Raw genomic sequence first — 23,500 nt, forward strand, 5'->3', positions numbered from 1 at the left:
TGTGCGCGAGGCGCATACGGAAATACCATAATGGCAGGAAATGCGCCGGCGCGTCTCGAACGCACGTGCTTTTTTATGTGCGCCGCCGTTACGCGGGATTAGGGCGAGGGCCGGCGCAGCGCCTCGAAGCGTGTCCAGGGCCAGGACGGCCGGTCGCGCATATAGCCGTTGAGCCAGTTCCACTGAGGATGGCGCTGCATGAACGCCTGGGCGTCGAACGGGCGGCCGCACGGGTGGCCCCAGCGCGCCCAGAACGCCATGTCTCGCGCCATTTCGCTGTCGACCACTTTTCCGTCGTTCGCGCCCCATGGGTTGAACGGCCCGTGGTCTGCGCCGCCGAAGCGCGCATCGTCGAGTTCGAGGTGCCCGCAGATCGTACGAGAACAGGGGTTGTCGCTGCGCTCGAGATAGACGTCGTGATGGTCGGCGATCATTGCCTTGGCGAGTTCGGCGTCGATCGCGCCGTGATGCTCCTGCGCGAGTTGCATGAAGCGCAGGCGGCGCGCGCCGTTGCGGCGCACGTCGGTGTAGTCGTCGGCCTCGCCGGTGCATTCCTGATTGCGGATCTTGAGGTCGGTGGCCGTGTTGAAGCCGCTGTAGAAGCCGTCTTTCGTGCTCTCGAAGCCCGCGTGCTGCAAGCCCAGTTCGTAGCGCGCGATCTCGCCCGTCCTGGTGTCGCCGAGCAGCCAGCTGTTCACATAGCCCGCATTGTTCGCCTGCGCGAACATCTCGCACCATTGCGCAATGCTCGACGCGTACTGCGTCGCGCGGCGCGAGCGATAGAACTCGGGGGCGCCGTTCGCGCGGTAGCCGACGAAGTTCGAGATGGTCGTCTCCGTCACCATCAGGCCCGCACCGTTGATCCAGAAATCGGTCAGGCTCGAAATGCAGCCGGGCAAGCCCTGCATGAGAATGCGGTGCCCCGAGTCCGGCACGATGTCGAACACGATGTTGAAGGCGTCGCCGGCCGCGTAGCGGTCCCACGAGTTGTGCGCCATGACGATGCGGCCGTCGCGTGTCGCGCTGCCCGTGGCGATGAAGGCGCTGCAGTGATGGCCGCGCCGCCCGCGCCACGGACGCACCGCGGGTTGACCTTGTTGCGCCTGCTGCGCTGCCACATGAACCGGCCACCAGCTCTGCAGCAGGTCCATGTAGCCGTTCCAGGCGAGCACTTCGGCGAACTTGAGTCCGGCGCCGTCGGCGATGCCCTGGATCTCATCGGCGAATTCGGTGTCGAGACGGGGCGCGAACTGCGCAATCGCGGCGTTGATGAAGGTGTCGAAGTCCTCGCCCGTGTCCCACCTGGCGAGGTAGCGCGCGGTGCGGATCGCGTTGCGGATTTCGTTGGCGAGCAATTTGCCGTGCTGCTCGCCCCGGTCGTACGGCTCGCCCTGCAAATGCACGAAGATCCAGCCCGCGTGGTCGCGGCGTACGGCTTCGAGTGAGGGTTCGCTCATCTTCGCTCCGGTCATCCCCGCGTCGATTCTCGCGGCCCGGCGCATGCGCGTCCGTACGCGGACGCACAGCGCGAACGTCAGCTTTTTGAAACTGCCCTCTGAATTCTAGAAAATCCGCCGCGCTTTGCCACGCGCCTCGTGCGCCTCGTGTGCTGGCCAGCCTCACCGATCGGCGTTCATGCGCTGGTAGGCATCGAGCAGCGAGGTTTTGTACACCACGCCCGCCAGCGTCGGCTCGCGCGTGCTTTCGACCACGGGCAGGCGCTCGCCCTGGAACGACATGAAATGCTGCAGGCCGACGGCGAGCGGCATGTCGGGCGTGAGCACGTCGAACGTCGGCTTCAGGTAGTCGCGCGCGTGCTTGTTCGAGGTGTCGCGGTTTTGCAGCAGGTCCGAGGTGATATCCGCCAGTGCGACCGCGCCGAGAAAGCGCCCCGTCTCGTCCGTCACATAGAGGTACTTCACCGGATATTCCAGAAACACCCGCGTCATTTCCTGCACCGTGGCGCTCTCCAGCACGACAGTCTGCGCGGGGCGCACCAGCTCGCGCATCTGCGTCATGCGCAGGCGCATGCGTTCGGCTTCCTCACGGTTGCGATGCAGCGTGATTTCGTACATCGACGCCTTGCCGATCGCGCGCGCGACGAAATACGCCACCACGCACGAAAGCATGAGCGGCAGCACGACCTGGTAGCTCAGCGTCATCTCGAAGATCATGAGGATCGCCATGAGCGGCGCCTGGGTCGCGCCCGCGAGGAATGCGCCCATGCCCACCATCGCGTAGGCGTAGGCTGCGGAGGTGCCGTCGGGCCAGAGCGCGTGCATGCCCTGGCCGAACAGGCAGCCGAGCACGGCGCCCATGAAGAGTGTTGGCGTGAACACGCCGCCCACGGCGCCGGAACCGACTGTCGCGGCCGTCGCGATAAGCTTGAAAACGAGCACCGTGGCAAGCGCGGTCCAGGTCCAGGGCGAATGCAGGATGGAGTTCACGACGCTGTAGCCGTTGCCCCACACCTCGGGCGTCCACACGGAAAGAATGCCGACCACGAGGCCGCCGAGCGCGAGCCTCACGGGCAGCGGCGCGTTGAGCCGCCCGAAGCTTTTTTTCGCGGTGTCCATCATCACGAGGAACTGCGGCGCGAGCGCGCCGCACAGCAGGCCGAGCGCCACGAACAGCAGCACTTCGACGCCCGTCACCGCGGGAAACACCGGCATCTCATACGGCGGCTTGTAGCCCGCGAACTCGCGCATCGTGATGTTGGCGACCACCGAGGAGACGACGATCGGTCCGAAGCTCTCCATGACGATGGAGCCGAGCACGATCTCGGTCACGAAGAAGGCGCCCGCGATGGGCGCGTTGTACGCCGAGGTGATACCGGCCGCCGCGCCGCACGCGACGAGCAGGCGCAGGCGCGACGGATCGAAGTGCACCCAGCGGCCGATCAGCGAGGCGGCGAGGGCGGCGAGCTGCACCATCGGGCCTTCGCGGCCGATCGAGCCGCCGCTCGCGATCGTGAAGAGCGACGAGAGACTGCGCCAGATGCTCGTGCCGACAGGCATGACGCCGTCGCCGATCGCCACTGCCTCGATGTAGTCGGCGTGGATCGCCTTGCTGCCGGTGCTGGTCGTCTTGCGCCGCGCGAGCAACAGCAGGCATCCCGCGATGAAGCCGCCTGCGGTCGGCATCCAGATGCGCCGATACCACGGCAGATGGCGCGCCATCTCGACGAGGCTGCCGTCGCTGCCCGTGAAGAGCATCTGCAAATGCGCGATGCCCTCGCGAAAGAGCACAGTCGCAAACGCGCCCGCGACGCCCACGATGACCGACCAGATCAGCATCGTGTGGGCGTCGGACAGGCGAAAGAGATCGCGAGCGCGGGTACGCAGTTTCAGCAGGAATGACAGCACGGCGGGCGGGTCAGGTTATGGGTGAAAGAAAGCCGCCCGTGCGCGGGGCGCGACGTGCGGCGGCAAGCATAACGGGTGCGATGCCACAACTGCGAGCGGCGTGCGTGGAACCGGGCGGCTGCGGACACGTTCCACGGCCCGCGCGTATTCAGCGCACGGCCCGGTCGAGTTCGGGGTAGTGCCGGAAGATGCCCGTGTCGTTGAACGGCAGCCGCCGCTCCGAGGCGAGGTAGGCGGCGATATTCGGACGCTTCGCCACGGCGTCGTGCAGCGCGACGACATGCGGATAGTGATCCGCGAAATGCTTCGTCGCTTTTGGAAATGCGTAGCGCAGGCCCTCGACGATCTGGAACATCGAAAGATCGACATAGGTGAGCGCGTTGCCCACCATTTGGCGCGGGCCGTCCGGATTCTGCGCGAGCACGCGCTCGAAATAGCGCATGAACTTCGGAATGCGATGCGCGATGAAATCCGCCGAGCGCGCCTTCGCGGCGTCCTTCTGGTCTTCGTAATAGAGCCCGCTCGCGATGGGGTGATGCGTGTCGTGCGCCTCGGTCACGAGGTCCGCGATCGTTAGCTGCAAACCGTTCGCGACGATGCGCTGGTCCTCGTCGCGCGGCGCGAGCTTGAGCTTCGGGCCGAGATAGAAAAGGATGTTGGCCGTTTGCGGCACGATGAGGTCGCCGTCCTTGAGAAAGGGCGGGGCGAACGGCGGGTACGGGTCGTCGCTCTCCAGCTCGCCCATCATCGCGCCGATCCCGAGGCCTTCCTTCTTCTCGCCGCGCGCCACGTCGACGTAGGGCGCCTGTGCTTCTTCCAGCGCGAGCCGCACGAATTCGCCCCGGCCCTGCAGACCGTCCCAGTAGTACAGTTCGTATGCCATCGGTCGTCCCCTTGCGTTCATCGCCGTGCTCGCCACGGCCTGCGCGGCTGCTGTCCACGCAACGGGCAGCAGCGCACAGTATCGCTCGCAACGCTCGCGCCTGGTTCGCGCGTGGCGTGTGTGCAAGGCACCCGCGCGCAGAAACGCAAAAAGCCCCGCTGCAGGCGGGGCCGGTGGCCGGGAGCGCCGGCGCACTGGGGAGCCGGTCGGGACGCCGGGTCATGCGAACAGACGCTCCACGCCCCAGGTGATCGCGAGACCGCCGCCGACCAGCCACAGGTAGATGATGAAACCGGCGGTCAGCGCCCGCGGACCGGCCTGGCGGATTTGCGAGACGCGCGTCTCGATGCCGAGCGCCGTCATTGCCATGGTCAGCGCGAAGGTGTCGAGCGTGTTGACCGCATGGGTGGCCGTTTCGGGCAATACGTGCAGCGAATTCACGACCACGAGCGCGAGGAAGCCGAGCGCGAACCAGGGCACCGCGAGCTTGCGCGCGCCGCCGTGGCTGGCATGGCCATCGGCCTGCGCCTTGCTGCGCGCCGCACGGTTGAGCCACACGCCGAGCACGAGCAGCACGGGCACGAGCAGCATCACGCGCGTCATCTTGACGATGGTGGCGATATGCGTGGCTTCCGGGCTCACGTTGCTCGCCGCGCCCACCACCTGGGCGACTTCGTGAATCGTGCCACCGAAGAAGAGGCCGGCGCCGAGCGTATCCAGATGGAGCCAGCCTGCCTTGTAGATCACCGGGTAGAGGAACATCGAAAGCGTGCCGAACAGCACGACGCTGCCAACCGCCATGGCGCTTTTGTGCGGCTTCGATTGCAGCGTGGATTCGAACGCGAGCACGGCGGCCGCGCCGCAGATCGCGCTACCCGCCGCCGTGAGAATGGCGGTGTCGCGGTCGAGCTTGAGCAGCTTCATGCCGACCCAGGTGCCGATGACGAGGGTGCTCACGACGATCACGACCGATTCGACGAGCCCCGGCACGCCGACCTGGGCGATTTCCTGCAGGCTCACACGCAGCCCGAAGAACGCCACGGCGATGCGCAGCAGCTTGCGCGCGGAGAAGTTCACGCCGGCGGCCCAGCTTTCGGGCATGCCGTCGCGCAGCGCGTTGCCGTAGATCGCGCCCGCGACGATGCCGACGATCAACGGGCTCATGCCGAGCCCGGCGATGGCGGGCAGCGAAGCGATGCTGGTGACGGCCGCCGCGAAGAGCGCGACGAACAGCACGCCGTTGAGCTGCCCGCGGGTGGACGGCAACGCGTGCGCAAGACTGGGTGTGGACATGACGGCCTCTCTCTGCCGGACGGACCGGTCGGAAAATGGGGTAGCGAACAGGTCGCTATCGAATGGCCTAATCCTAATTTAGATATATCGATATGAAAAATCGTGATTTGTGAAGTAATATATAGGAAAACACGATGGTTCTCCACGATGACCCCGGAACAACTGATAACTTTCGCGGCGGTCGCCGAGCATCTCAACATCAGTCGAGCTGCGCTGGCGCTGCATTTGTCGCAGCCGGCCGTTTCGGGCCAGTTGCGGCTGTTGCAGGAGGAGATCGGGGAGCCCCTTTATCAGCGCGACGGCCGGGGCGTGCGCCTCACGCCCACGGGTGAGCAGCTCGCGGGCTACGCGGCCCGCTTGCGCGACACCTGGCGCGACGCGCTCACCTACCGCGACGCGCTGCGCGGGCTCGAGCGCGGCACGCTGCGCATCGGCGCGACCACCACGCCCGCCAGCTACCGGCTGCCGTATCTGGTGGCGCAATTTCACGAGCGCTATCCGCAGGTCAAGCTGGAAACCTCGAGCGGGAATACGACGGATGTCGTGGGCATGCTCGGGGCGGTCGATATCGCGCTGATCGAAGGGCCGGTAGGCGAGCAGTTGCCGCCGGATACGGCCGTGCATCCGTGGCACAAGGATGAAATCGTCGCCATCGTGCCGCGCGCTCATGCGTTGGCATTGCAGTCGGACGCGCAAGGGGAGGCCGCCGCAACGGTGCCTCCGATCACGGTGGAAACGCTCGCGCAGTGGCCGCTAGTTTTGCGCGAGGATGGCTCGGGCGTGCGTCAGGTGGTCGAGCGGGCGTTCGCGCGCGCGGGCGTGCCCATGCGCGTGGCGCTGGAGATCGCGGGCGTGGAAGGCGTGAAGGAGGCGGTGCGGGCCGGCATGGGCATCGGCTTTGTTTCGGCCATGTCGATGCGCCACGAGAACGGCGCGCTGCGCCAGCTCAGCCTCGGCCCCGAACCGCTTGCGCGGCGTTTCTCGATTCTGGTGCCGCATGCGGGCGCGGCTTCGCGCGTCGCGCAGCGCTTTCTGGAGCTGTGTCTCGCCGATGTTCCCGGCGCGTAATTCGCCGGATGGGCTTGATGACGCCGACCCAGGGCAATCCAGAATGGCGGCCTGAGCGGCGAGCGCGCACTATCCGCCCTAATCGAACGGCGCGCAGGCGCTTTTTTTCGGGCTAGGTTTGGAACCGGTTCCAAGAAAAGCAAAGTGCGCGGCGGCAGGCAACAGGAAGACGGCAATGGCGGAAGTGGCAATCGTGGCGAGCGCGTTCGGCGCGCAGGCAATCTGGCGTGACGGTCATGCGGCGTGGAGCCGGCAGGCGCGGCGCGCGGGCGCCCAGGCGTTCGAGGTGCGGCGCGAGCTGATGCACGATGCCGACGCGCAACCCGAAGCGCTGCGCGCGCTCGGAACGGCGCTTGCGGGCGAGGGTTTGTGGCGCGTCTGGTCCACGCCGGACGCGCTGTATGGCGACGATGGCGCGCTCGACGAAGCGGCGCTTTCCCGCGCGCTCGCCGCGGGCCATGCGCTTGGCGCGCGTTTCGTGAAACTGCAACTCGGCGGTTTTGCAGGCAAGGCCAGCGCGGCGCGCCTCGCAAGCCTGCTCGAAGCATCGGGCGCGCGCACCGGCGGGATGGACGACCGGGGCGAAGCGGGCAGCGGCCCTCGCGTCGTCGTCGAGAACGGTCAGCTCGAGCAGGGCGGCAAGCTCGACCAGTTCATCGGCCTCTTCAACGCGTTGCGCGACGGCGGTGCAGCGGGCGTGATCGGCATGACCTTCGACATCGGCAACTGGCAATGGCCGGGCGAGCCGACGCTGCTCGCCGCCGCAGCGCTCGCGCCGCACGTCGAATACATCCATTGCAAGGCCGTGGCGGGCGAGGGCGCGCGCCGTTTCGCCGCGGCGCCGGGCGACGACGACCCCCTGTGCCGCGCCGCGCTCGCGCTGCTGCCGACACACGTGCCGCGCGGCATCGAGTTTCCGTTCGACCCGGCGCGCGTGGACGACGACGCCGCCCATTACGTCGAATGGCTCGCGGCCGCGTGAGCGCAGGTAGCCGAGCCCCAGACTCCCCATACGATTCATCAGGAACGCATCTCATGACCGAAGCACTCGATGTCATCACCTACGGCGAAGCAATGGCGATGTTCGTCGCCACCGAGCCGGGACCGCTCGCCCAGGTCGCGCATTTCACGAAACGCGCGGCGGGCGCCGAACTCAATGTCGCGACCGGCCTCGCGCGTCTTGGCTTCAAGGTGGGCTGGATGAGCCGCGTGGGCGCCGACTCGTTCGGCCAGTTCGTGCGCGACGTGCTCGCGCACGAAGGCATCGACGCGCGCTGCGTGAGCACCGACACGCGCTTTCCGACCGGCTTCCAGCTCAAGTCGAAGAACGACGACGGCAGCGATCCAGCCATCGAATATTTTCGCCGAGGGTCGGCTGCGAGCAAGCTCTCGGCTTGCGACTATCAAGCCGACTACGTGCTCGGCGCGCGCCATCTGCATTTGAGCGGCGTGGCGCCCGCGATCTCCTCGTCGTCGCGCGAACTGGCGTTCAAGCTTGCCCACGAGATGCGTGCCGCAGGCCGCACGATTTCGTTCGACCCGAACCTGCGCCCGACGCTCTGGGGCTCGCAAGCCGAAATGGTTAGCACGCTCAACGAACTCGCGAGTTTCGCCGACTGGGTGCTGCCGGGCGTGGGCGAAGGTCGCGTGCTGACGGGCTCGGACGACCCTGAAGTCATCGCGCAGTTTTATCTTGCGCGCGGCGCGCGCGGCGTGATCGTGAAGCTCGGCGCAGAGGGCGCGTACTACGCCACGGCCGAAGGCGAACAGGGCCGCGTCGCGGCGCAGCGCGTGGAGCGTGTGGTCGATACCGTGGGCGCCGGCGACGGCTTCGCCGTGGGCGTGGTGAGCGCGCTGCTCGAAGGGCGTGCGCTTGCTGCGGCGGTCGCTCGCGGCAACCGCATCGGCGCGCTGGCCGTGCAGGTGATCGGCGACTCGGAAGGCTTGCCGACGCGTGCGCAGCTCGATGCGCTCGAAGGCGCGCAACAGCAGGCGGGCGCCGCTGCCCCGGCGGCTGCCTGACGGAATCAGCGCGGCACAAACAGGGATCAAGCAGCGCAACGCAAAGCGAACTCGCAAGCGGCGCGCCACATGACATGAGACCAGAGGGCGGTACTACCCGGTACGAAGCCCCTGTTCAACTGGAGACACCGATGACCTCAACCTCGCTCGCACCGCGCCGCTGGTGGGCAATCATGCCGATCGTGTTCATCACGTACAGCCTGGCCTACCTTGACCGCGCCAACTACGGCTTCGCCTCGGCGGCGGGCATCAACCGCGATCTCGGCATCAGCCCAGGGCTCTCGTCGCTGATCGGCGCGCTGTTCTTTCTCGGCTATTTCTTCTTCCAGCTGCCGGGCGCCGTGTATGCCGAGCGGCGCAGCGTGCGCACGCTCGTGTTTGCGAGTCTCGTGCTGTGGGGCGGCTGCGCCGCGCTCACGGGCGTCGTCACGAACATCCCGTCGCTCATGGCGATCCGCTTCGTGCTCGGCGTGGTCGAAGCGGCCGTGATGCCGGCCATGCTCATCTTCATCAGCAACTGGTTCACGAAGTCCGAGCGCTCGCGAGCGAATACGTTCCTGATCCTCGGCAATCCGGTCACGGTGCTGTGGATGTCGGTCGTCTCGGGCTATCTCGTGCACGCGTTCGGCTGGCGTCACATGTTCATCGCGGAAGGCGTGCCGGCGGTCCTGTGGGCCGTGTGCTGGTGGTTCCTCGTGCGCGACAAGCCCGCGCAGGTGAACTGGCTCTCCGACGATGAAAAGCGCGCGCTCGATGCCGCGATGCGCGCCGAGCAGGCCGCCATCAAGCCGGTGCGCAATTACGCCGAGGCGTTCCGCACGCCCGCCGTGATGTTGCTTTCCGCGCAGTACTTCTGCTGGAGCATCGGCGTGTACGGCTTCGTGCTGTGGCTGCCCTCGATCGTGAAGAATGGCTCGGCGCTCGGCATGGTCGAAACGGGTTGGCTCTCCGCGGTGCCGTATCTCGCGGCGACCATCGCGATGCTTGCAGCGTCCTGGGCCTCGGACAAGCTCGACAATCGCCGCGCGTTCGTGTGGCCGTTCCTGCTGGTCGGTGCGATGGCTTTTGCGGGCTCTTACGCGCTCGGCTCGACGCACTTCTGGATGTCGTACGCACTGCTCGTCGTGGCCGGCGCGGCGATGTACGCGCCGTATGGCCCGTTCTTCGCGATCGTGCCGGAACTGCTGCCGAAGAATGTGGCCGGCGGCGCGATGGCGCTCATCAACAGCATGGGCGCGCTCGGCTCGTTCGTCGGCTCCTATGTAGTCGGCTATCTGAATGGCGCGACGGGCTCGCCTGCGGCATCCTATGCGTTCATGAGCGTGGCGCTGCTCGTTTCGGTGGGCCTCACGCTTGCCGTCAAGCCGCAGCGCGTCGCCGCCCGTGCTTATGCATCGCCGGCTCACGGAAAATAACCTCTCTCATCCAGCGCACTTATGAAGCCGAAAATCGTTGTCTACAAAGACTTGCCCGCCGATGTCGCCGACTACCTGCGCGAGCACGCCGATCTGATTGACGTCGATGCCGACCAGCCCGGTGCGCTCGCCGCCGCGCTGAAAGACGCGGACGGCGCGATCGGCGCAAGCGTCAAGATCACGCCGGCGATGCTGGACGGCTCACGCGTGAAGGCGCTCTCCACGATCTCCGTGGGCTACGATCAGTTCGACGTGCCCGATCTCACGAAGCGCGGCATCGTGCTGGCGCATACCCCCGACGTGCTGACCGAATCGACAGCCGATACCGTCTTCTCGCTCATCCTCGCGAGCGCGCGCCGCGTGGTCGAACTGGCCGACTGGGTAAAGGCCGGCCACTGGAAGGGCAGCATCGGCCCGGCGCAGTTCGGCGTGGAAGTGCAGGGCAAAACGCTCGGCATCGTGGGGCTCGGGCGCATTGGCGGCGCTGTTGCGCGGCGCGCGGCGCTCGGCTTCAACATGAGCGTGCTCTACACGAACCGCAGTCCGAACGAAGCGGCCGAACGCAACTATGGCGCGCGCCGCGTCGAACTCGACGAACTGCTCGCAAGCTCCGATTTCGTCTGCCTGCAGGTGCCGCTTACCGACGCCACGCGACACCTGATCGGCGCAGAGCAGCTGAAGAAGATGAAGAAGAGCGCGATTCTCATCAACGCGTCGCGCGGCGCGACGGTGGACGAGCCAGCGCTGATCGCGGCGCTCGAGGCAGGCACGATTCACGGCGCGGGCCTCGACGTGTTCGAGCGCGAGCCGATCGATCCCGCGTCGCCTCTGCTGCGTATGCCGAACGTAGTGGCGTTGCCGCACATCGGCTCGGCTACGCACGAGACGCGTCACGCGATGGCGCGCTGCGCGGCGCAGAATCTCGTCGCCGCGCTCGCCGGCACGCTCGACGTGAACGTCGTCAACCGCGAAGTGCTCGCGCGATGAGCATGCCTGCGGGCGGCGCAAAGCGTTCGCACAACGCCGATGACGCGGCAAAGGACACCGCCGCCACGGCGCCGCGCCGCGCGACCATCAGCGACGTGGCGCGTGAAGCCGGCACCGGCAAGACCAGCATCTCGCGCTATCTGAACGGCGAGCTGGGCGTGCTGTCGCCCGACCTGCGCGCGCGCATCGAAGCGGCGATCGAGCGGCTCGACTATCGCCCCAACCAGATGGCGCGCGGCCTCAAGCGCGGCCGCAACCGTCTGCTGGGCCTCCTGCTCGCCGATCTCGCCAATCCGTATTCGGTGGAGATCCTGCAGGGCGTGGAAGAGGCGTGTCACGCGCTCGGCTATATGCCGCTCATCTGCCACGCGGCGAACGAAGTCGACATGGAGCGGCGGTATCTGCAACTGCTCACCACGTATCGCGTGGAAGGCGTGATCGTCAATGCGCTCGGCGTGCGTGAATCGATGCTGAAGCCCGTGGCCAGCGGCGGTATTCCGGCCGTGCTGATCGACCGTACCGTCGACGGCCTCGATGCGGATATGGTCGGTCTCGACAACGCGGCGGCCGTGCGCCTCGGCACGGAGCATCTGCTTGCGCGCGGCTACGACGACATCGTGTTCGTCGTCCAGCCGTTCGAGCACGTGAGTTCGCGGCGCGAGCGCGAAGCGGCGTTTCGCGAGTCGCTGCAGGCGACGAAGGGCGCGGCGCGCGGGCTTACGCACGTGCTCGATTTGCACGAAGAAGCGGCCGTGCAAGCCGCGCTCGCGGCGCTCGACGCCCACGTGGAAGCGGCGCTCGCGCGCGGTGCGCGCTGTGCGCTGTTCGCGGCCAACGCGCCGGTGGCGCTGCGTCTCGCCTTGCATCTGAAGGCGGCCCTCGGCGCGCAATGGCAGCAGCGCGTGGCGCTCGTCGCCATCGACGATCCGGAGTGGGCCGAGCTTGCCGGCATCACCACGATCCGCCAGCCCACGCGCGAGATCGGCTATCGCGCGGTGGAGTTTTTGCACGAGCGCATCGAAGGGGCCGCGCCCAAGGCGCGCGCGGCGGCGTTCGAGGGCGAACTCGTGGTGAGGGCTTCGACGCTGGGGTAGTGACGGCGTGATCCCGGACACGTCTTGCGGGCTGAAAGCGCGCGCCAGCGCAGCGATTCTCAAGCCTGCGCGCAGCCGGGCCTGCGCGCAGGCGCCAATATCTGCGATCATTCGGGCTGCGGCGCGCGTGCGTGCGTGCCGAACGTCATAAGGAAGCCCATGTCCGTAGCCCCGATCACGCTCGTCTGCCTTTCGCTCGCGACGCTGTTCGTCGCCGCCTTGCCTGTATCGCTCTATCGCCGTCTGCGCGGGCCATTCGCACTCGACTGGCGCGATACGATCGCGGGCGTCGCTGTCTTCGCGTTCTTTGCGACCGTGATCGAGCGCGCCATCAACGACTACATGCTGCACGAGAACGCCGCCGCCGCGCAGGTGCTCGCGAATCCCGCTTTCTTCGTGCTGTACGGCGCGCTCGCCGCGGGCGTGTGCGAGGAGGTCGGCCGCTATATCGCCATGCGCATCATCGCGCGGCGCGGCGCGCGCAAGGCGGGTACCCCCGCAGACGGCGCGGCGTTCGGCTATGGCATCGGCCATGCGGGCGCGGAGGCGTGGTTCGTCGGCGTGCTCGTGCAGTTGCAGTGGATCGTGTTCGCGGTGCTCGCGAATCGTGGCGAACTCGACGAGCATCTGTCCAACCTCACGATGGACTCGGTCTTGCGCGTGCATCTGATTCTCGGTAGCCTCTCGCCGCTTTTCGCGGGCGTATTCGCGCTCGAACGCACGGCCGCGTTCGTGTTCCAGATCGGGTTGTCGGTGCTGATGTGGCGGGGCGTGCGCGCGGGATGGAAGGGAATTTTGCCGCTCGCGATCCTCGCGCACGCGCTCATCGACGTGCCTGCGGCAATGTACCAGGCGCGTCTTGCGCCGCTCGTCGTCGTGGATGCTTTGTATGCGGTGGCGGCGCTCGTGGTCGCCGTCGTACTTTTCAGGACGTGCCGCCCAGCGCAGCGCGTCGCGCGCGCGGCGTGAGTCTGCGCGTTTCACTCCTCTTTTCTGGCGTCAATGGAAGCCTATCTGTTTGAATGCGCGAGCCGCGATTTCGACGAGCTCGCCCGCGTGATCGCCGACATCTTTCCCGAGCAAACGCGTTTTGCCGAAGAGCCGAACGAAAACGGCGTGCCGCAACTGGTCGTGCACTGGGTGGCGATGCGCTTCGGCGCGAAGGCGCGCCGCATGGCGCTCACGATCGCGATCGCGCCTGCCGCGCTCGCGCGCTATCGCGCATTGCCGGCGCGGTTGCGCGGGCGCAGCTTCGCGGTGTTGCGCGCCTACGTGGAGGCGACGATCGAATCGCTCGAGGAACAGCACGCGAAGGGCGAAGACGTGCCACGCGAGGTCACGATCGCGCTGGACGAAGAATTTGCTTGAAACGGCTTGCGTAAAGCGCCGAAGAGCGGGGCGCAATCGCGCCCGCTCGGCGTTGTCCTGAAGCTCAGCTGGCGAGCTTGTAGACCTTGGCGAAACGCGCGGCCTGCACGACGCCATAGTCGCCGGGCGCGTACTGCATGACCCAGTCGCCGGCCACGCCGCTCAGCCGATCGCCGCCGGCCGAACGCACAAGCGTGAACGGCTCGTCCATGCGCCTTGCGAGCACCACGACCTGGTGGTTGCGGTACGCGCCGGCTTCGCCGTGCGCGAGCGTGTCGCTCGCCGGCAGGTACTTCGCGTCGAATCGATCGCGGGAAACGACCCAGCGATCGCCGGTCGAACCGGTGATGATCGCGTCGCCAGGGGCATAGCGATTCGGGCCTTCCAGGCTCATCAGCTCGCCGGCAGCCGCTGCGAATTCGACGCTCACGGTTTCGTCCTTGACGACGCGCTGTGCGGCGGGGTCGATGCGCAGGTCGAGTTGGGTCAGTTCAATCATGGCGTCAGCAGCGGACCTGTTTCACAAAAATCGGGTTCCAGACAAACGACGGCCGGGCGAATGCCCGGCCGTCGCGCGGTCCGCAAGGGTACCCTGGATCGGGCCGCCGCGCACGCATGGGAGCGCGGCCCGGCCGATGGATGCCTTTACTGTGCCTTACTGCAAGACACGGCGTTACTGCGCGGCCGGCGTGCTGGCCGCTTCGGCGTCGCTCGCGGCTTCTGCGGACGGCTTCGCCTTACCCTTGTGCTTCGGCTTCATCGGCTTGCCCGACGGGCCATGCTCGCTGCCGTGGCGGAAGGTCTGGTCTGCGAGCTTCTTTTGCTCGGGCGAGAGGCTCGTGTAGAGCGGTTCGAACGCCGTGACGAGCTTCTGCATGTCGTCGGCGTGCGCCTGCGAGATCTGCGCGTACTGCTTCATGTCGTCGAGCGCGTTGCGCGTGCTTTCGCCTTCCATGCGCTGCTTGTAGAGGCCGGCCATGGTCTGGCCGTTGCTGCGCATGACGTCGGCGAACGTCTTCCATTGCGGCTCCTGCTCGGGCGTGATCTTGAGCTGCGTATGCAGCCACGTGATGCGCTCTTCGACACGCTGCTGATGCTGCGCGGCGCGCACGTCGGCGCTCGACGCGGCCGAGGCTGCGGCAGCCGGAGCGGCGCTCTGCGCGAATGCGCCGCTCATCGTGAGCGAGGCGGCAAGGACGACGAAAGCTTTCTTCATTGTGACTCCTTGAATCATTTCGTAGCGGGTAGCACGGCCAGAATGGCTGCAACCGTTATTAGTACCACGTTCTCGTGTCACGACGCCCCGGCTGCGACACTTGCTTACAAACGAAACGCGTGGAAATACCCGTCACGCATGGCTTGCACGGCGTGAGCGCCGCTCGGACGCCCAGCCGCGCGCGATAATGACGCCATTCAAACGACTCGAAGAGACCGCCGCCCGATGAGACCTCCGCGCCTCGATCAACTTGACGACCTCGACCGCAGCCTCGTCGCGATGCTGCAGGAAAACGCGCGCGAAAGCGTCGCGAACCTCGCACGGCGCCTGGGCGTCGCGCGCACCACGGTGCTTGCGCGCATCGAGCGCCTGGAGCGCACGCAGGTGATTGCGGGCTACGGCGTGCGCCTCGGCCAGGACGTGCTCGATGCGAGCTTGCAGGCGTGGGTCGGGCTCATCATCGCGCCGCGCCACGGGCCCGATGTGCAAAAACGCCTCGGCAAGATGCCCGAAGTGCAGTTGCTATGCGCCGTGAGCGGCGAGTACGACTACGTGGCGTGGCTGCGCGCCGATTCGCCCGACCGCCTCAACGATCTGCTCGATCAGATCGGCGGCATGCCGGGCGTGGAGCGCACGACCACCTCGATCGTGCTCGCGCGCAAGGTCGATCGCGGCTCGGTGACGGGCTGAACGGCGGGCATTCTCGATCCAATTCGGCTGTTTTCGTCATTTCGACGAAAAGCATCGTCAGAATGACGAAAACTGCGGTCTAAACGCATCGTTTTGTGTCTAGGAACCGTTTTTGTCTCTCCCTAGACTGTGTTTGAGCGGGCGCTGCCCATCCCCAAGCATAGAAAACCAAAGGAGATGACATATGAAAGTTGCGATTGCAGGCGCCGGCCTGATCGGCCACACCATTGCCCACATGCTGCGCGAGAGCGGCGACTACGAAGTGGCTGCGTTCGACCGCGATGCGAAGGCGCTCGAACCGCTCACGGCGCAGGGCATCCCCACCGCGCGCGTCGATTCCGGCGACGCTGCCGCGCTGCGCGGCGCGCTCGAAGGCTACGACGTGCTCATCAACGCGCTGCCGTATTACCTCGCGGTGAACGTCGCCTCGGCGGCGAAGGGCGCGGGCGTCCATTACTTCGATCTGACCGAGGACGTGCGCGCGACCCACGCGATCCGTGCGCTGGCCGAAGGCTCGGATCATGTCTTCATGCCGCAATGCGGTCTCGCGCCCGGCTTCATCGGCATCGCGGCGCATGCGCTCGCGAGCCGCTTCACCGAGATCCGCGACGTCAAGATGCGCGTGGGCGCGCTGCCGCAGTTCCCCACCAACGCGCTCAAGTACAACCTCACGTGGAGCGTGGACGGCCTCATCAATGAGTATTGCCAGCCGTGCGAAGCGATCCGCGATAGCCGCACGCAGTGGGTGCAGCCGCTCGAAGGCCTCGAGCACTTCTCGCTCGACGGCGTGGAGTACGAGGCGTTCAATACCTCGGGCGGTTTGGGCACGCTGTGCGAGACGCTCTCGGGCAAGGTCGAATCGCTCGACTACAAGTCGGTGCGCTATCCGGGTCATCGCGCGCTCATGCAGTTCCTGCTCGAAGACCTGCGCCTCTCCAGCGACCGCGACACGCTCAAGTCCATCATGCGGCGCTCGGTGCCCGCCACGGAACAGGACGTCGTGCTCATCTTCATGACCGTGACCGGCATGCGCGACGGCAAGCTCGTCCAGGAAGTGTTCACGCGCAAGATCTTCGCGAAGACGGTGTGCGGCGTGCCCATGAGCGCGATCCAGATCACCACGGCCGGCGCCATGTGTGCGGTGCTCGACCTGTTCCGCGAGCAGCGTCTGCCGCAAGCCGGCTTCGTGCGTCAGGAGCAGGTGTCGCTTCAGCAGTTCCTCGCGAACCGCTTTGGTCAGGTGTACGAAGGCGCGACGCTCGACAGCCGAGCGAAGGTCGCCGCCTGAAGTCTCAGGTCGATGCCGTTGCCGACACGATGCGCTGTAGCAGCGCGTCGTAGTCGGCCGCCGTTGGCGCACTGTTGTCGAAGAGAAGCAGGCCGTCGAGTTCAGCGCTCGACGGCATGAAACGCCGCTGCCGGTATGCGTCCCAGTGAGCGAGCTTGTAGGCGTCGATGGGGTGGGCGCGCGCGACGATGCGCGCGTGCGCCGTTTCCTCGCTCGTATGCACCCACACCACGGTGAGTCCGACATCCGGACCGATGCCAAGCCAGGCGCGGTCGAGCAGCTTGCGCTCGCGCACCTCGCGCGACAGCGGGCCAACCACGAGCGCATTCACGCCAAGCTCGAGGTTTTCGCGGGCGGTGTCGAGGAGCCCCTGATACTCGGGGTCGCGAAAATGCTGCAGGAAGAGCGGACTGTCGCGATCGTTCGGGTCGTGCGTGAGCGCGCCCATCGCGGCGGCGCTATAGCCGCCGTAGAGCGTGTCTTTGTCCAGCAGGCAGAAGGGCTCGCCAGTGGCGCGGGCGAGCGGGGCGAACAGCCGTTTGGCGAGCGATGTCTTGCCGGCGCCGGCATGGCCGCAGAAGAACACCAGCCTTGTCACGTGCGGCGTGCCTCGCCGCGCGATGTGTCGGCGTTCGCCGGCGGGGCGTTTTCCGGGCCGGTCTTTTCGGAGCCGTGCCCGTTCAGGAATTTGCCGTTGGCGTCGAGCCACATCACGTTGATGATGCCAAAGCCGAGCGCAACGCCAATGCCGAGGATCCACGAGAAGTACCACATGGCCGTTGCCTCCACTTTGTGCAGGTTGCGAGCGCTGCCGCGCATTCCTCGAAGCATATAACATCGATGATCGATCTGGCGCCCGTCCGTATATGATGGGCGCGAACCAGAAGCCTCGCCTCGTAAAACAAGGGGAAAGCGCCTATGCCGCTTATGCCGTCGCGCAGGTCGATTGCGAGCATCGCCGCCGCCGTCGCGGTAGCAACCGCATTCGCACTCGGCGGCTGCGCCGAGGAGCCGTCGCCGCCCGTGCCGTTCAAGGCCGTGCCGGCCGAGCGCATCCTGAAGCCCGGCTACACAGAACCCGGCGAGGGCCTCGTGGCCGTCGATGTGCGCCGCGAGCGCACCCGCAACGTCATCGTCAAATTCCGTGACGCACCCGTCTACCTCGATGGCGAGCGCGTCACCGACCTCATGGATGGCGAGCACGTCACGTTCTATCTCAAGCCGGGCGTGCACCGCATCGCCGTCACGACGCAGTTCGATCCCGTGATCGAACTGCGTTTCCTCGTCGATCCGCGCTACACCAACCGCGCGAGCGTCACATTCGACAAGAATGACCGCATCGGCATCCGCCGCGTCGCTCAGTAGGCCGCAAACCAGACATCCGTTCGCCGCCGCCGTTGCCCAGCGGGCACGGGCAGTGCTGTCAGGCGCCAGTCCGGCCAGACCGGGCGGGCAGCGGCGGCTCGGGAACCGCGTTCAGGCGCCGCCGGTCAACGGAACACCTTACACTTGGCAACCGGTGCAACTCGAAGCGGCGCGGGCGCGACCCGCCGCCCGGAAGAAAAGAAACATGCTAATCAACTGCGTCGCGTATCAAAGCGGCAAGAAACTGGCCGACATCACTGTCGAGGCCATCAGCGACTATCTGGCGAAGCCCGAGTGTTTTGTCTGGGTCGCGCTCAAGGATCCCGACGCCGGCGAAATGGCGGCGATGAAAGAGGAGTTCGGCCTCCACGCGCTCGCCATCGAAGACGTGATGAACGGCAACCAGCGGCCGAAGATCGAGGAATACGGCGACACGCTCTTTTGCGTGCTCCACACACTCGAACTCGACGACGACGGCGAAGTCATCACCGGCCAGGTGAACGTATTCGCCGGCCCCAATTTCGTGCTCTCGGTGCGTCACCGCGCGCAGCAAGGTTTCACCGACGTGCGCGCGCGCTGCGAGCGCGAGCCCGACCTGCTGCGCGAAGGCTCGGGCTTCGTGCTCTACGCGCTCATGGACAGCGTGGTCGACCGCTATGCGCCGGTGCTCGAAACGCTCTCCGGCGAAATCGAGGAACTGGAGGACCGCATCTTCGACAAGCACGACCTCGCGGGCTCGCGGGCGATCATCGAAGATCTCTATTCGCTCAAGCGCCGCCTCGTAATCCTCGCGCATCACGTCATGCCGCTCGTGGATGCCGTCGGCAAGCTCGTGGGCGGACGCATCCCGCAAATCTGCTCGGGCATGCAGGCGTATTACCGCGACGTGTACGACCACCTCGTGCGCGTGTCCAACATGATCGACGCGCGCCGCGAAATGATCGTGACGGCCATTCAGGTGAACCTCGGCATGATTTCGCTCGCGGAGAACGAGGTGACCAAGCGCCTGGGCTCGTTCGCCGCGCTCTTCGCCGTGCCGACGATGATTGCGGGTATCTACGGTATGAACTTCGAGCATATTCCGGAGCTACATTTCAGGTTCGGCTACCAGATCTGTCTCGGCGCCATGCTCGTGCTCGACATCTTCCTGTTTTTCCTGTTTCGCCGCATCAACTGGCTCTGAGCCGGGGCGGGCGAGCTTCGGGTTGCTGCGCCGCGGCATCGATACATGGCATTGGCACCCGAGTTGACATCGTTCAGCGCCTGCGCCGAGAATGGGCCGGCAGAAAACGTTTGCGCATAACCAGAAAGCAGGGCCCAGCCGGGCCCGACAAACCGGAGACTCCTGAAATGAACTCCCGCATTCGCCGCCGCATCCTCCTCGCCGCCAGCGCGCTCGCTACAACCGCCGTGACAGGCACATTACCGCTCGCGGCACGCGCCCAGGCGCCTCACAAGCCGAAGGTCGCGCTCGTCATGAAGTCGCTCGCCAACGAGTTCTTCCTCACCATGGAGACCGGCGCGAAGGACTATCAGAAGCACAACGCCTCCGAGTTCGATCTCATTACCAACGGCATCAAGAACGAGACCGACACCGCCGCGCAAATCCAGATCGTCGAACAGATGATCGTCTCGAAGGTCGACGCCATCGTGCTTGCGCCCGCGGACTCCAAGGCGCTCGTGCCCGTTGTGAAGAAGGCCGTGGACGCGGGCATCATCGTCGTGAACATCGACAACAAGCTCGACGCCGACGTGCTCAAGTCCAAGGACCTGAACGTGCCGTTCGTCGGCCCGGACAACCGCAAGGGCGCGCGCCTCGTGGGGGACTACCTCGCCAAGCGCCTGAAGTCGGGCGACCAGGTGGGTATCGTCGAGGGCGTTTCCACCACGACCAACGCGCAGCAGCGCACGGCGGGCTTCAAGGACGCGATGGACGCCGTGGGCGCGAAGATCGTCTCGACGCAGTCGGGCGAATGGGAAATCGATAAGGGCAACGCCGTGGCCTCCGCCATCCTCAACGAATACCCCGACATCAAGGCGCTCCTGTGCGGCAACGACAACATGGCGATCGGCGCCGTGTCGGCCGTGCGCGCGGCGGGCAAGCAGGGCAAGGTGTACGTGGTCGGTTACGACAACATCGACGCCATCAAGCCGATGCTCAAGGACGGCCGCGTGCTCGCCACCGCCGACCAGTACGCGGCGAAGCAGGCCGTATTCGGCATCGACACCGCCTTGAAGGCGCTCAAGGAGCACAAGAAGCAGTCGGAGCTGTCGGGTATTGTCGAAACGCCCGTGGTGCTCGTCACGAAGTAAACGGCGCGGCGACCGCCGTGGCCGGCCAGGGCGCCGCTCCGCGCCGCCGCGGCGGTATTTGTTCACTTAACTCAATAAACGCTCAAGAATCTCGCCGCACGGCCGTTATTTGTACCGGGATGGCCGCATGGGCGGCCATCTTCCGCCGGGGGCGAATCGCTGCCCGGCGCGCCGTCCGATGCCGCTCGACCGGAGCGCGCCGCGGCGGTGCGGACCCGCAGTATCCGGGCGGCGCCCCCTACCGGTCGAACCCGGCGGCGCGGCTCGCGACTACAGGATCGTGATGGATGCAAATGTCCCCGACGTAGTGTCACCTGCGCCCGCCGTGCTTACGGTCACCGGCGTCGGGAAGACCTACGAGCAGCCGGTGCTCGCCGACGTCAGCCTTGCGCTGCACGCCGGCGAAGTGCTTGCGCTCACGGGGGAAAACGGCGCGGGCAAGAGCACGCTCTCGAAGATCGTGAGCGGCCTCACGGCGCCGAGCGCGGGCAGCATGACGCTGATGGGCAGCCCGTATGCGCCGGCGAGCCGCCGCGAAGCCGAGGCGCTTGGCGTGCGCATGGTCATGCAGGAGCTGAACCTGCTGCCCACGCTCACCGTCGCGGAAAATCTTTTTCTGGACCGCCTGCCGCAGTCGGGGCCGCTGCGGTTCGGCTGGATCGATCGCAAACGGCTGCGCGAGGACGCGCGGGCCGCGATGGCGCAGGTCGGGCTCGAGGCGATCGACCCCGACACGCCGGTGGGAGAGCTCGGCATCGGGCATCAGCAGCTCGTGGAGATCGCGCGCAACCTGATCGGCAGTGCCGATGGTGTCGCAGATCCCGACGGTGGCAAACGCAGCGACATGCGGGTGCTGATCCTCGACGAGCCCACGGCCATGCTCACGGCTCGCGAAGTCGAACTGTTGTTCGAGCAGATCGCGCGGCTGAAGGCACGGGGCGTAGCGCTCGTCTACATCTCGCACCGGCTCGAAGAGCTCGAGCGCATCGCACAGCGCGTCGCGGTGCTGCGCGACGGCAAGCTCGTGCGCGTGGACGACATGGCGAACCTCACGCCCGAGCGCATCGTCGCGCTGATGGTGGGGCGCGAGCTTGGCGAGCGCATCGATCTGGGGCAGCGGCGCATCGGTGCGCCGCTTTTGAAAGTCGATGGGCTCACGCGTGCGAAGGCCGTACGCGATGTGTCGTTCGAGGTGCGCGCAGGCGAGATTTTCGGTGTTTCCGGGCTGATCGGCGCGGGCAGAACAGAGCTGATGCGGCTCATCTACGGCGCCGACCGCATGGAGCGCGGCACGGTGGCGCTGGCGAGCACGCCGGGCGCCGCGCCCGAGCCGGTGCAGATCGGCTCGCCCGCCGATGCGGTACGGCTTGGCATCGCGCTCATCACCGAGGACCGCAAGGGCGAAGGGCTGCTGTTGCCGCAGCCGCTCGCCGCGAACGTGACGCTTGGCAACGTCGGCGCGGTGTCGCGCTACGGCGTCGTGGACGCGGCGCGCGAGAACACGCTCGCGCGCACGCAGATCGACGCACTGCGCATCCGCACGTCCGGGCCCGCGCAGCCGGTGGGCGAGCTGTCGGGCGGCAACCAGCAGAAGGTCGTGATCGGCCGCTGGCTCGCGCGCGACATCACGCAGGCGATGCGCGTCGTGCTGTTCGACGAACCCACGCGCGGGATCGACGTCGGCGCGAAGTTCGACATCTACGCGCTGATGGGCGCGCTCGCGCGCGAAGGCCGGGCGCTCGTGGTGGTGTCGAGCGACCTGCGCGAGCTGATGCTGATCTGCGACCGCATCGGCGTGATGTCGGCGGGGAGGATGACGGCGATCTACGGTCGCGATGAGTGGAGTCAGGACAAGTTGCTGGCCGCCGCCTTCGCGGGACTGCGCGCCGAGGATGCGCTCGTTGCCGACGCGTGCGATCTGCCTGACGTCGCGAGCCTGCCGGGGCACGTAGCCACGCAAAAGCTGCAGGAACGAAACGATGACCCACGGGGGAGCGCTTCATGACGAACGATCCGTTGCGCGGGCAACCGTCGCCTCAGGGTGACGACAGCGTTGGGCGAACCAGTTCGGCCAAAATCGCGCCGGCCGCTGCACCGGAGCCCGCACCGCATGCGGTGCAGGCGAGCGGCAAACCCGTGGGGACGCGCTTTGGCTTCTCGAACTACCTGGGCCTTGCGCTCGCACTGATCGCGATGGTCGTGTTGTTCTCGCTGTTGAGTTCGCACTTCCTCACGTACGATACGTTCAGCACGATCGCGAACCAGATTCCGGATCTCGTCGTGATGGCCGTGGGCATGACCTTCGTGCTGATCATCGCGGGCATCGATCTTTCGGTGGGCTCGGTGCTCGCGCTCGGTGCTTCGGTGGTGAGCGTGGCGTCGCTCAAGTGGGGGTGGGGCGCGCTGCCGGCGGCGCTGCTCGGTCTCGTCGCCGCGGCGGCCACGGGCACGCTTACGGGCGCGGTCACGGTGGGCTGGCGCATCCCGTCGTTCATCGTCTCGCTCGGCGTGCTCGAGGCGGCGCGCGGGCTGGCGTACCAGATGACGAATTCGCGCACGGCGTATATCGGCGACGCGTTCGACTTTCTCTCGAACCCGATCGCCTTCGGCATTTCGCCGGCGTTCCTGATCGCGGTGGCGGTGATGGTGATCGCGCAGTTGACGCTTACGCGCACGGTGTTCGGACGCTATCTGATTGGTATCGGTACCAACGAGGAAGCGGTGCGCCTCGCGGGCGTCGATCCGCGGCCGTACAAGGTGATCGTGTTCGCGCTGATGGGCGCGCTTTCGGGCCTCGCGGCGCTCTTTCAGATCTCGCGCCTCGAAGCCGCCGATCCGAACGCGGGTGTCGGGCTGGAACTGCAGGTGATCGCGGCCGTGGTGATCGGCGGCACGAGCCTGATGGGCGGACGCGGCTCGGTCATCAGCACGTTCTTCGGCGTGCTGATCATTTCGGTGCTGGCCGCGGGGCTCGCGCAGATCGGTGCGAACGAGCCCACCAAGCGCATCATCACCGGCGCGGTGATCGTCGTGGCGGTCGTGCTCGACACGTACCGCAGCAGGCGAAGTCGTAGAAGCAACAGGACATAACAATTTCTTCGAGGGCGCGGTCCGCAACGCAGCGCGGGCCGGC

At 66.6% G+C, this 23,500-nt stretch carries 23 protein-coding genes; 15 read left to right on the forward strand and 8 right to left on the reverse strand.

Annotated features, from left to right (window positions below; genetic code table 11):
* Positions 1–98: 98 nt before the first annotated feature.
* From FAZ97_RS06690 to FAZ97_RS06705, 4 genes are all read right to left on the reverse strand, one after another.
* Positions 99–1,457: a C45 family autoproteolytic acyltransferase/hydolase gene (locus FAZ97_RS06690; protein ID WP_158757734.1), complete on the reverse strand. Its 1,359-nt coding sequence runs from the start codon at positions 1,455–1,457 to the stop codon at positions 99–101.
* Between the two features lie 162 nt (positions 1,458–1,619).
* Positions 1,620–3,365, reverse strand: coding sequence for a ClcB-like voltage-gated chloride channel protein (locus FAZ97_RS06695; RefSeq protein WP_158757735.1), 1,746 nt, complete (start codon positions 3,363–3,365; stop codon positions 1,620–1,622).
* A 148-nt stretch (positions 3,366–3,513) separates the two neighbouring features.
* Entirely contained in the window at positions 3,514–4,248 is a 735-nt protein-coding gene (locus tag FAZ97_RS06700; protein ID WP_158757736.1) for a glutathione S-transferase, read from the reverse strand.
* 219 nt (positions 4,249–4,467) lie between these two features.
* Positions 4,468–5,541: a YeiH family protein gene (locus tag FAZ97_RS06705; protein WP_158757737.1), complete on the reverse strand. Its 1,074-nt coding sequence runs from the start codon at positions 5,539–5,541 to the stop codon at positions 4,468–4,470.
* Between the two features lie 147 nt (positions 5,542–5,688).
* On the opposite strand from FAZ97_RS06705, the gene FAZ97_RS06710 reads away from it, so the two are divergent.
* The 8 genes from FAZ97_RS06710 to FAZ97_RS06745 all read left to right on the forward strand — a co-directional run bounded on the left by FAZ97_RS06710 (position 5,689) and on the right by FAZ97_RS06745 (position 13,495).
* A complete protein-coding gene (locus FAZ97_RS06710; RefSeq protein WP_158757738.1) occupies positions 5,689–6,609 on the forward strand; it encodes a LysR family transcriptional regulator in 921 nt (306 codons plus the stop codon).
* Between the two features lie 175 nt (positions 6,610–6,784).
* Positions 6,785–7,591: a TIM barrel protein gene (locus FAZ97_RS06715; RefSeq protein WP_158757739.1), complete on the forward strand. Its 807-nt coding sequence runs from the start codon at positions 6,785–6,787 to the stop codon at positions 7,589–7,591.
* Between the two features lie 53 nt (positions 7,592–7,644).
* Entirely contained in the window at positions 7,645–8,631 is a 987-nt protein-coding gene (locus tag FAZ97_RS06720; protein WP_158757740.1) for a sugar kinase, read from the forward strand.
* A gap of 131 nt (positions 8,632–8,762) precedes the next feature.
* Positions 8,763–10,046 carry an MFS transporter gene (locus FAZ97_RS06725; RefSeq protein WP_158757741.1) on the forward strand — a complete coding sequence of 428 codons (1,284 nt, stop codon included), beginning with the start codon at positions 8,763–8,765 and terminating at the stop codon, positions 10,044–10,046.
* A gap of 21 nt (positions 10,047–10,067) precedes the next feature.
* Positions 10,068–11,033: a 2-hydroxyacid dehydrogenase gene (locus tag FAZ97_RS06730; RefSeq protein ID WP_158757742.1), complete on the forward strand. Its 966-nt coding sequence runs from the start codon at positions 10,068–10,070 to the stop codon at positions 11,031–11,033.
* Positions 11,030–12,127: a LacI family DNA-binding transcriptional regulator gene (locus tag FAZ97_RS06735; RefSeq protein ID WP_233271646.1), complete on the forward strand. Its 1,098-nt coding sequence runs from the start codon at positions 11,030–11,032 to the stop codon at positions 12,125–12,127. The genes FAZ97_RS06730 and FAZ97_RS06735 overlap by 4 nt, the downstream gene beginning before the upstream one ends.
* Positions 12,128–12,286: 159 nt before the next feature.
* Positions 12,287–13,096, forward strand: coding sequence for a YhfC family intramembrane metalloprotease (locus FAZ97_RS06740; RefSeq protein WP_158757743.1), 810 nt, complete (start codon positions 12,287–12,289; stop codon positions 13,094–13,096).
* 33 nt (positions 13,097–13,129) lie between these two features.
* On the forward strand, positions 13,130–13,495 hold the full coding sequence (locus FAZ97_RS06745; protein ID WP_158757744.1) for a DUF3022 domain-containing protein: 366 nt from the start codon (positions 13,130–13,132) through the stop codon (positions 13,493–13,495).
* A gap of 64 nt (positions 13,496–13,559) precedes the next feature.
* Here the strand turns inward: FAZ97_RS06745 and FAZ97_RS06750 are convergent, their stop codons facing one another.
* Both FAZ97_RS06750 and FAZ97_RS06755 read right to left on the reverse strand, forming a co-directional pair.
* A complete protein-coding gene (locus FAZ97_RS06750; RefSeq protein ID WP_158757745.1) occupies positions 13,560–13,994 on the reverse strand; it encodes a PGDYG domain-containing protein in 435 nt (144 codons plus the stop codon).
* Positions 13,995–14,168: 174 nt separating this feature from the next.
* Positions 14,169–14,711: a Spy/CpxP family protein refolding chaperone gene (locus FAZ97_RS06755; protein ID WP_158757746.1), complete on the reverse strand. Its 543-nt coding sequence runs from the start codon at positions 14,709–14,711 to the stop codon at positions 14,169–14,171.
* A 225-nt stretch (positions 14,712–14,936) separates the two neighbouring features.
* Here FAZ97_RS06755 and FAZ97_RS06760 point away from each other — a divergent pair, with 225 nt between their 5' ends.
* A complete protein-coding gene (locus FAZ97_RS06760) occupies positions 14,937–15,401 on the forward strand; it encodes an Lrp/AsnC family transcriptional regulator (RefSeq protein WP_158757747.1) in 465 nt (154 codons plus the stop codon).
* A 184-nt stretch (positions 15,402–15,585) separates the two neighbouring features.
* Entirely contained in the window at positions 15,586–16,689 is a 1,104-nt protein-coding gene (locus FAZ97_RS06765) for a saccharopine dehydrogenase family protein (protein WP_158757748.1), read from the forward strand.
* 4 nt (positions 16,690–16,693) lie between these two features.
* Here FAZ97_RS06765 and FAZ97_RS06770 read toward each other — a convergent pair whose 3' ends face one another.
* Complete coding sequence (locus FAZ97_RS06770) at positions 16,694–17,287, reverse strand: AAA family ATPase (RefSeq protein ID WP_158757749.1); 594 nt, start codon at positions 17,285–17,287, stop codon at positions 16,694–16,696.
* On the reverse strand, positions 17,284–17,463 hold the full coding sequence (gene cydX, locus FAZ97_RS35780; protein WP_407671805.1) for a cytochrome bd-I oxidase subunit CydX: 180 nt from the start codon (positions 17,461–17,463) through the stop codon (positions 17,284–17,286). Before cydX ends, FAZ97_RS06770 begins: the two co-directional genes overlap by 4 nt.
* A 144-nt stretch (positions 17,464–17,607) precedes the next feature.
* Between cydX and FAZ97_RS06780 the strand changes: the two genes are divergently transcribed.
* The 5 genes from FAZ97_RS06780 to FAZ97_RS06800 all read left to right on the forward strand — a co-directional run bounded on the left by FAZ97_RS06780 (position 17,608) and on the right by FAZ97_RS06800 (position 23,457).
* Complete coding sequence (locus tag FAZ97_RS06780; protein ID WP_158757750.1) at positions 17,608–18,054, forward strand: hypothetical protein; 447 nt, start codon at positions 17,608–17,610, stop codon at positions 18,052–18,054.
* A gap of 205 nt (positions 18,055–18,259) precedes the next feature.
* Entirely contained in the window at positions 18,260–19,237 is a 978-nt protein-coding gene (gene corA / locus FAZ97_RS06785; protein ID WP_158757751.1) for a magnesium/cobalt transporter CorA, read from the forward strand.
* Positions 19,238–19,404: 167 nt separating this feature from the next.
* Complete coding sequence (locus FAZ97_RS06790) at positions 19,405–20,367, forward strand: sugar ABC transporter substrate-binding protein (RefSeq protein ID WP_158757752.1); 963 nt, start codon at positions 19,405–19,407, stop codon at positions 20,365–20,367.
* 283 nt (positions 20,368–20,650) lie between these two features.
* On the forward strand, positions 20,651–22,372 hold the full coding sequence (locus tag FAZ97_RS06795; RefSeq protein ID WP_158757753.1) for a sugar ABC transporter ATP-binding protein: 1,722 nt from the start codon (positions 20,651–20,653) through the stop codon (positions 22,370–22,372).
* Complete coding sequence (locus FAZ97_RS06800; protein WP_158757754.1) at positions 22,369–23,457, forward strand: ABC transporter permease; 1,089 nt, start codon at positions 22,369–22,371, stop codon at positions 23,455–23,457. The genes FAZ97_RS06795 and FAZ97_RS06800 overlap by 4 nt, the downstream gene beginning before the upstream one ends.
* Positions 23,458–23,500: the final 43 nt, after the last annotated feature.

The sequence above is a fragment of the Paraburkholderia acidiphila genome (assembly GCF_009789655.1).
GTDB classification, from domain to species: domain Bacteria; phylum Pseudomonadota; class Gammaproteobacteria; order Burkholderiales; family Burkholderiaceae; genus Paraburkholderia; species Paraburkholderia acidiphila.

Excerpts from the sequence above, each read along its gene's own strand:
- FAZ97_RS06765 (WP_158757748.1), top strand. The coding sequence starts at position 15,586 with ATGAAAGTTGCGATTGCAGGCGCCGGCCTGATCGGCCACACCATTGCC.
- FAZ97_RS06755 (WP_158757746.1), bottom strand. The coding sequence starts at position 14,711 with ATGAAGAAAGCTTTCGTCGTCCTTGCCGCCTCGCTCACGATGAGCGGC.
- FAZ97_RS06740 (WP_158757743.1), top strand. The coding sequence starts at position 12,287 with ATGTCCGTAGCCCCGATCACGCTCGTCTGCCTTTCGCTCGCGACGCTG.
- FAZ97_RS06790 (WP_158757752.1), top strand. The coding sequence starts at position 19,405 with ATGAACTCCCGCATTCGCCGCCGCATCCTCCTCGCCGCCAGCGCGCTC.
- FAZ97_RS06795 (WP_158757753.1), top strand. The coding sequence starts at position 20,651 with ATGGATGCAAATGTCCCCGACGTAGTGTCACCTGCGCCCGCCGTGCTT.
- FAZ97_RS06705 (WP_158757737.1), bottom strand. The coding sequence starts at position 5,541 with ATGTCCACACCCAGTCTTGCGCACGCGTTGCCGTCCACCCGCGGGCAG.
- FAZ97_RS06720 (WP_158757740.1), top strand. The coding sequence starts at position 7,645 with ATGACCGAAGCACTCGATGTCATCACCTACGGCGAAGCAATGGCGATG.
- FAZ97_RS06735 (WP_233271646.1), top strand. The coding sequence starts at position 11,030 with ATGAGCATGCCTGCGGGCGGCGCAAAGCGTTCGCACAACGCCGATGAC.
- FAZ97_RS06715 (WP_158757739.1), top strand. The coding sequence starts at position 6,785 with ATGGCGGAAGTGGCAATCGTGGCGAGCGCGTTCGGCGCGCAGGCAATC.
- FAZ97_RS06750 (WP_158757745.1), bottom strand. The coding sequence starts at position 13,994 with ATGATTGAACTGACCCAACTCGACCTGCGCATCGACCCCGCCGCACAG.
- FAZ97_RS06725 (WP_158757741.1), top strand. The coding sequence starts at position 8,763 with ATGACCTCAACCTCGCTCGCACCGCGCCGCTGGTGGGCAATCATGCCG.
- FAZ97_RS06780 (WP_158757750.1), top strand. The coding sequence starts at position 17,608 with ATGCCGCTTATGCCGTCGCGCAGGTCGATTGCGAGCATCGCCGCCGCC.
- FAZ97_RS06730 (WP_158757742.1), top strand. The coding sequence starts at position 10,068 with ATGAAGCCGAAAATCGTTGTCTACAAAGACTTGCCCGCCGATGTCGCC.
- FAZ97_RS06800 (WP_158757754.1), top strand. The coding sequence starts at position 22,369 with ATGACGAACGATCCGTTGCGCGGGCAACCGTCGCCTCAGGGTGACGAC.
- FAZ97_RS06745 (WP_158757744.1), top strand. The coding sequence starts at position 13,130 with ATGGAAGCCTATCTGTTTGAATGCGCGAGCCGCGATTTCGACGAGCTC.
- FAZ97_RS06760 (WP_158757747.1), top strand. The coding sequence starts at position 14,937 with ATGAGACCTCCGCGCCTCGATCAACTTGACGACCTCGACCGCAGCCTC.
- corA (WP_158757751.1), top strand. The coding sequence starts at position 18,260 with ATGCTAATCAACTGCGTCGCGTATCAAAGCGGCAAGAAACTGGCCGAC.
- FAZ97_RS06700 (WP_158757736.1), bottom strand. The coding sequence starts at position 4,248 with ATGGCATACGAACTGTACTACTGGGACGGTCTGCAGGGCCGGGGCGAA.
- cydX (WP_407671805.1), bottom strand. The coding sequence starts at position 17,463 with ATGTGGTACTTCTCGTGGATCCTCGGCATTGGCGTTGCGCTCGGCTTT.
- FAZ97_RS06690 (WP_158757734.1), bottom strand. The coding sequence starts at position 1,457 with ATGAGCGAACCCTCACTCGAAGCCGTACGCCGCGACCACGCGGGCTGG.
- FAZ97_RS06710 (WP_158757738.1), top strand. The coding sequence starts at position 5,689 with ATGACCCCGGAACAACTGATAACTTTCGCGGCGGTCGCCGAGCATCTC.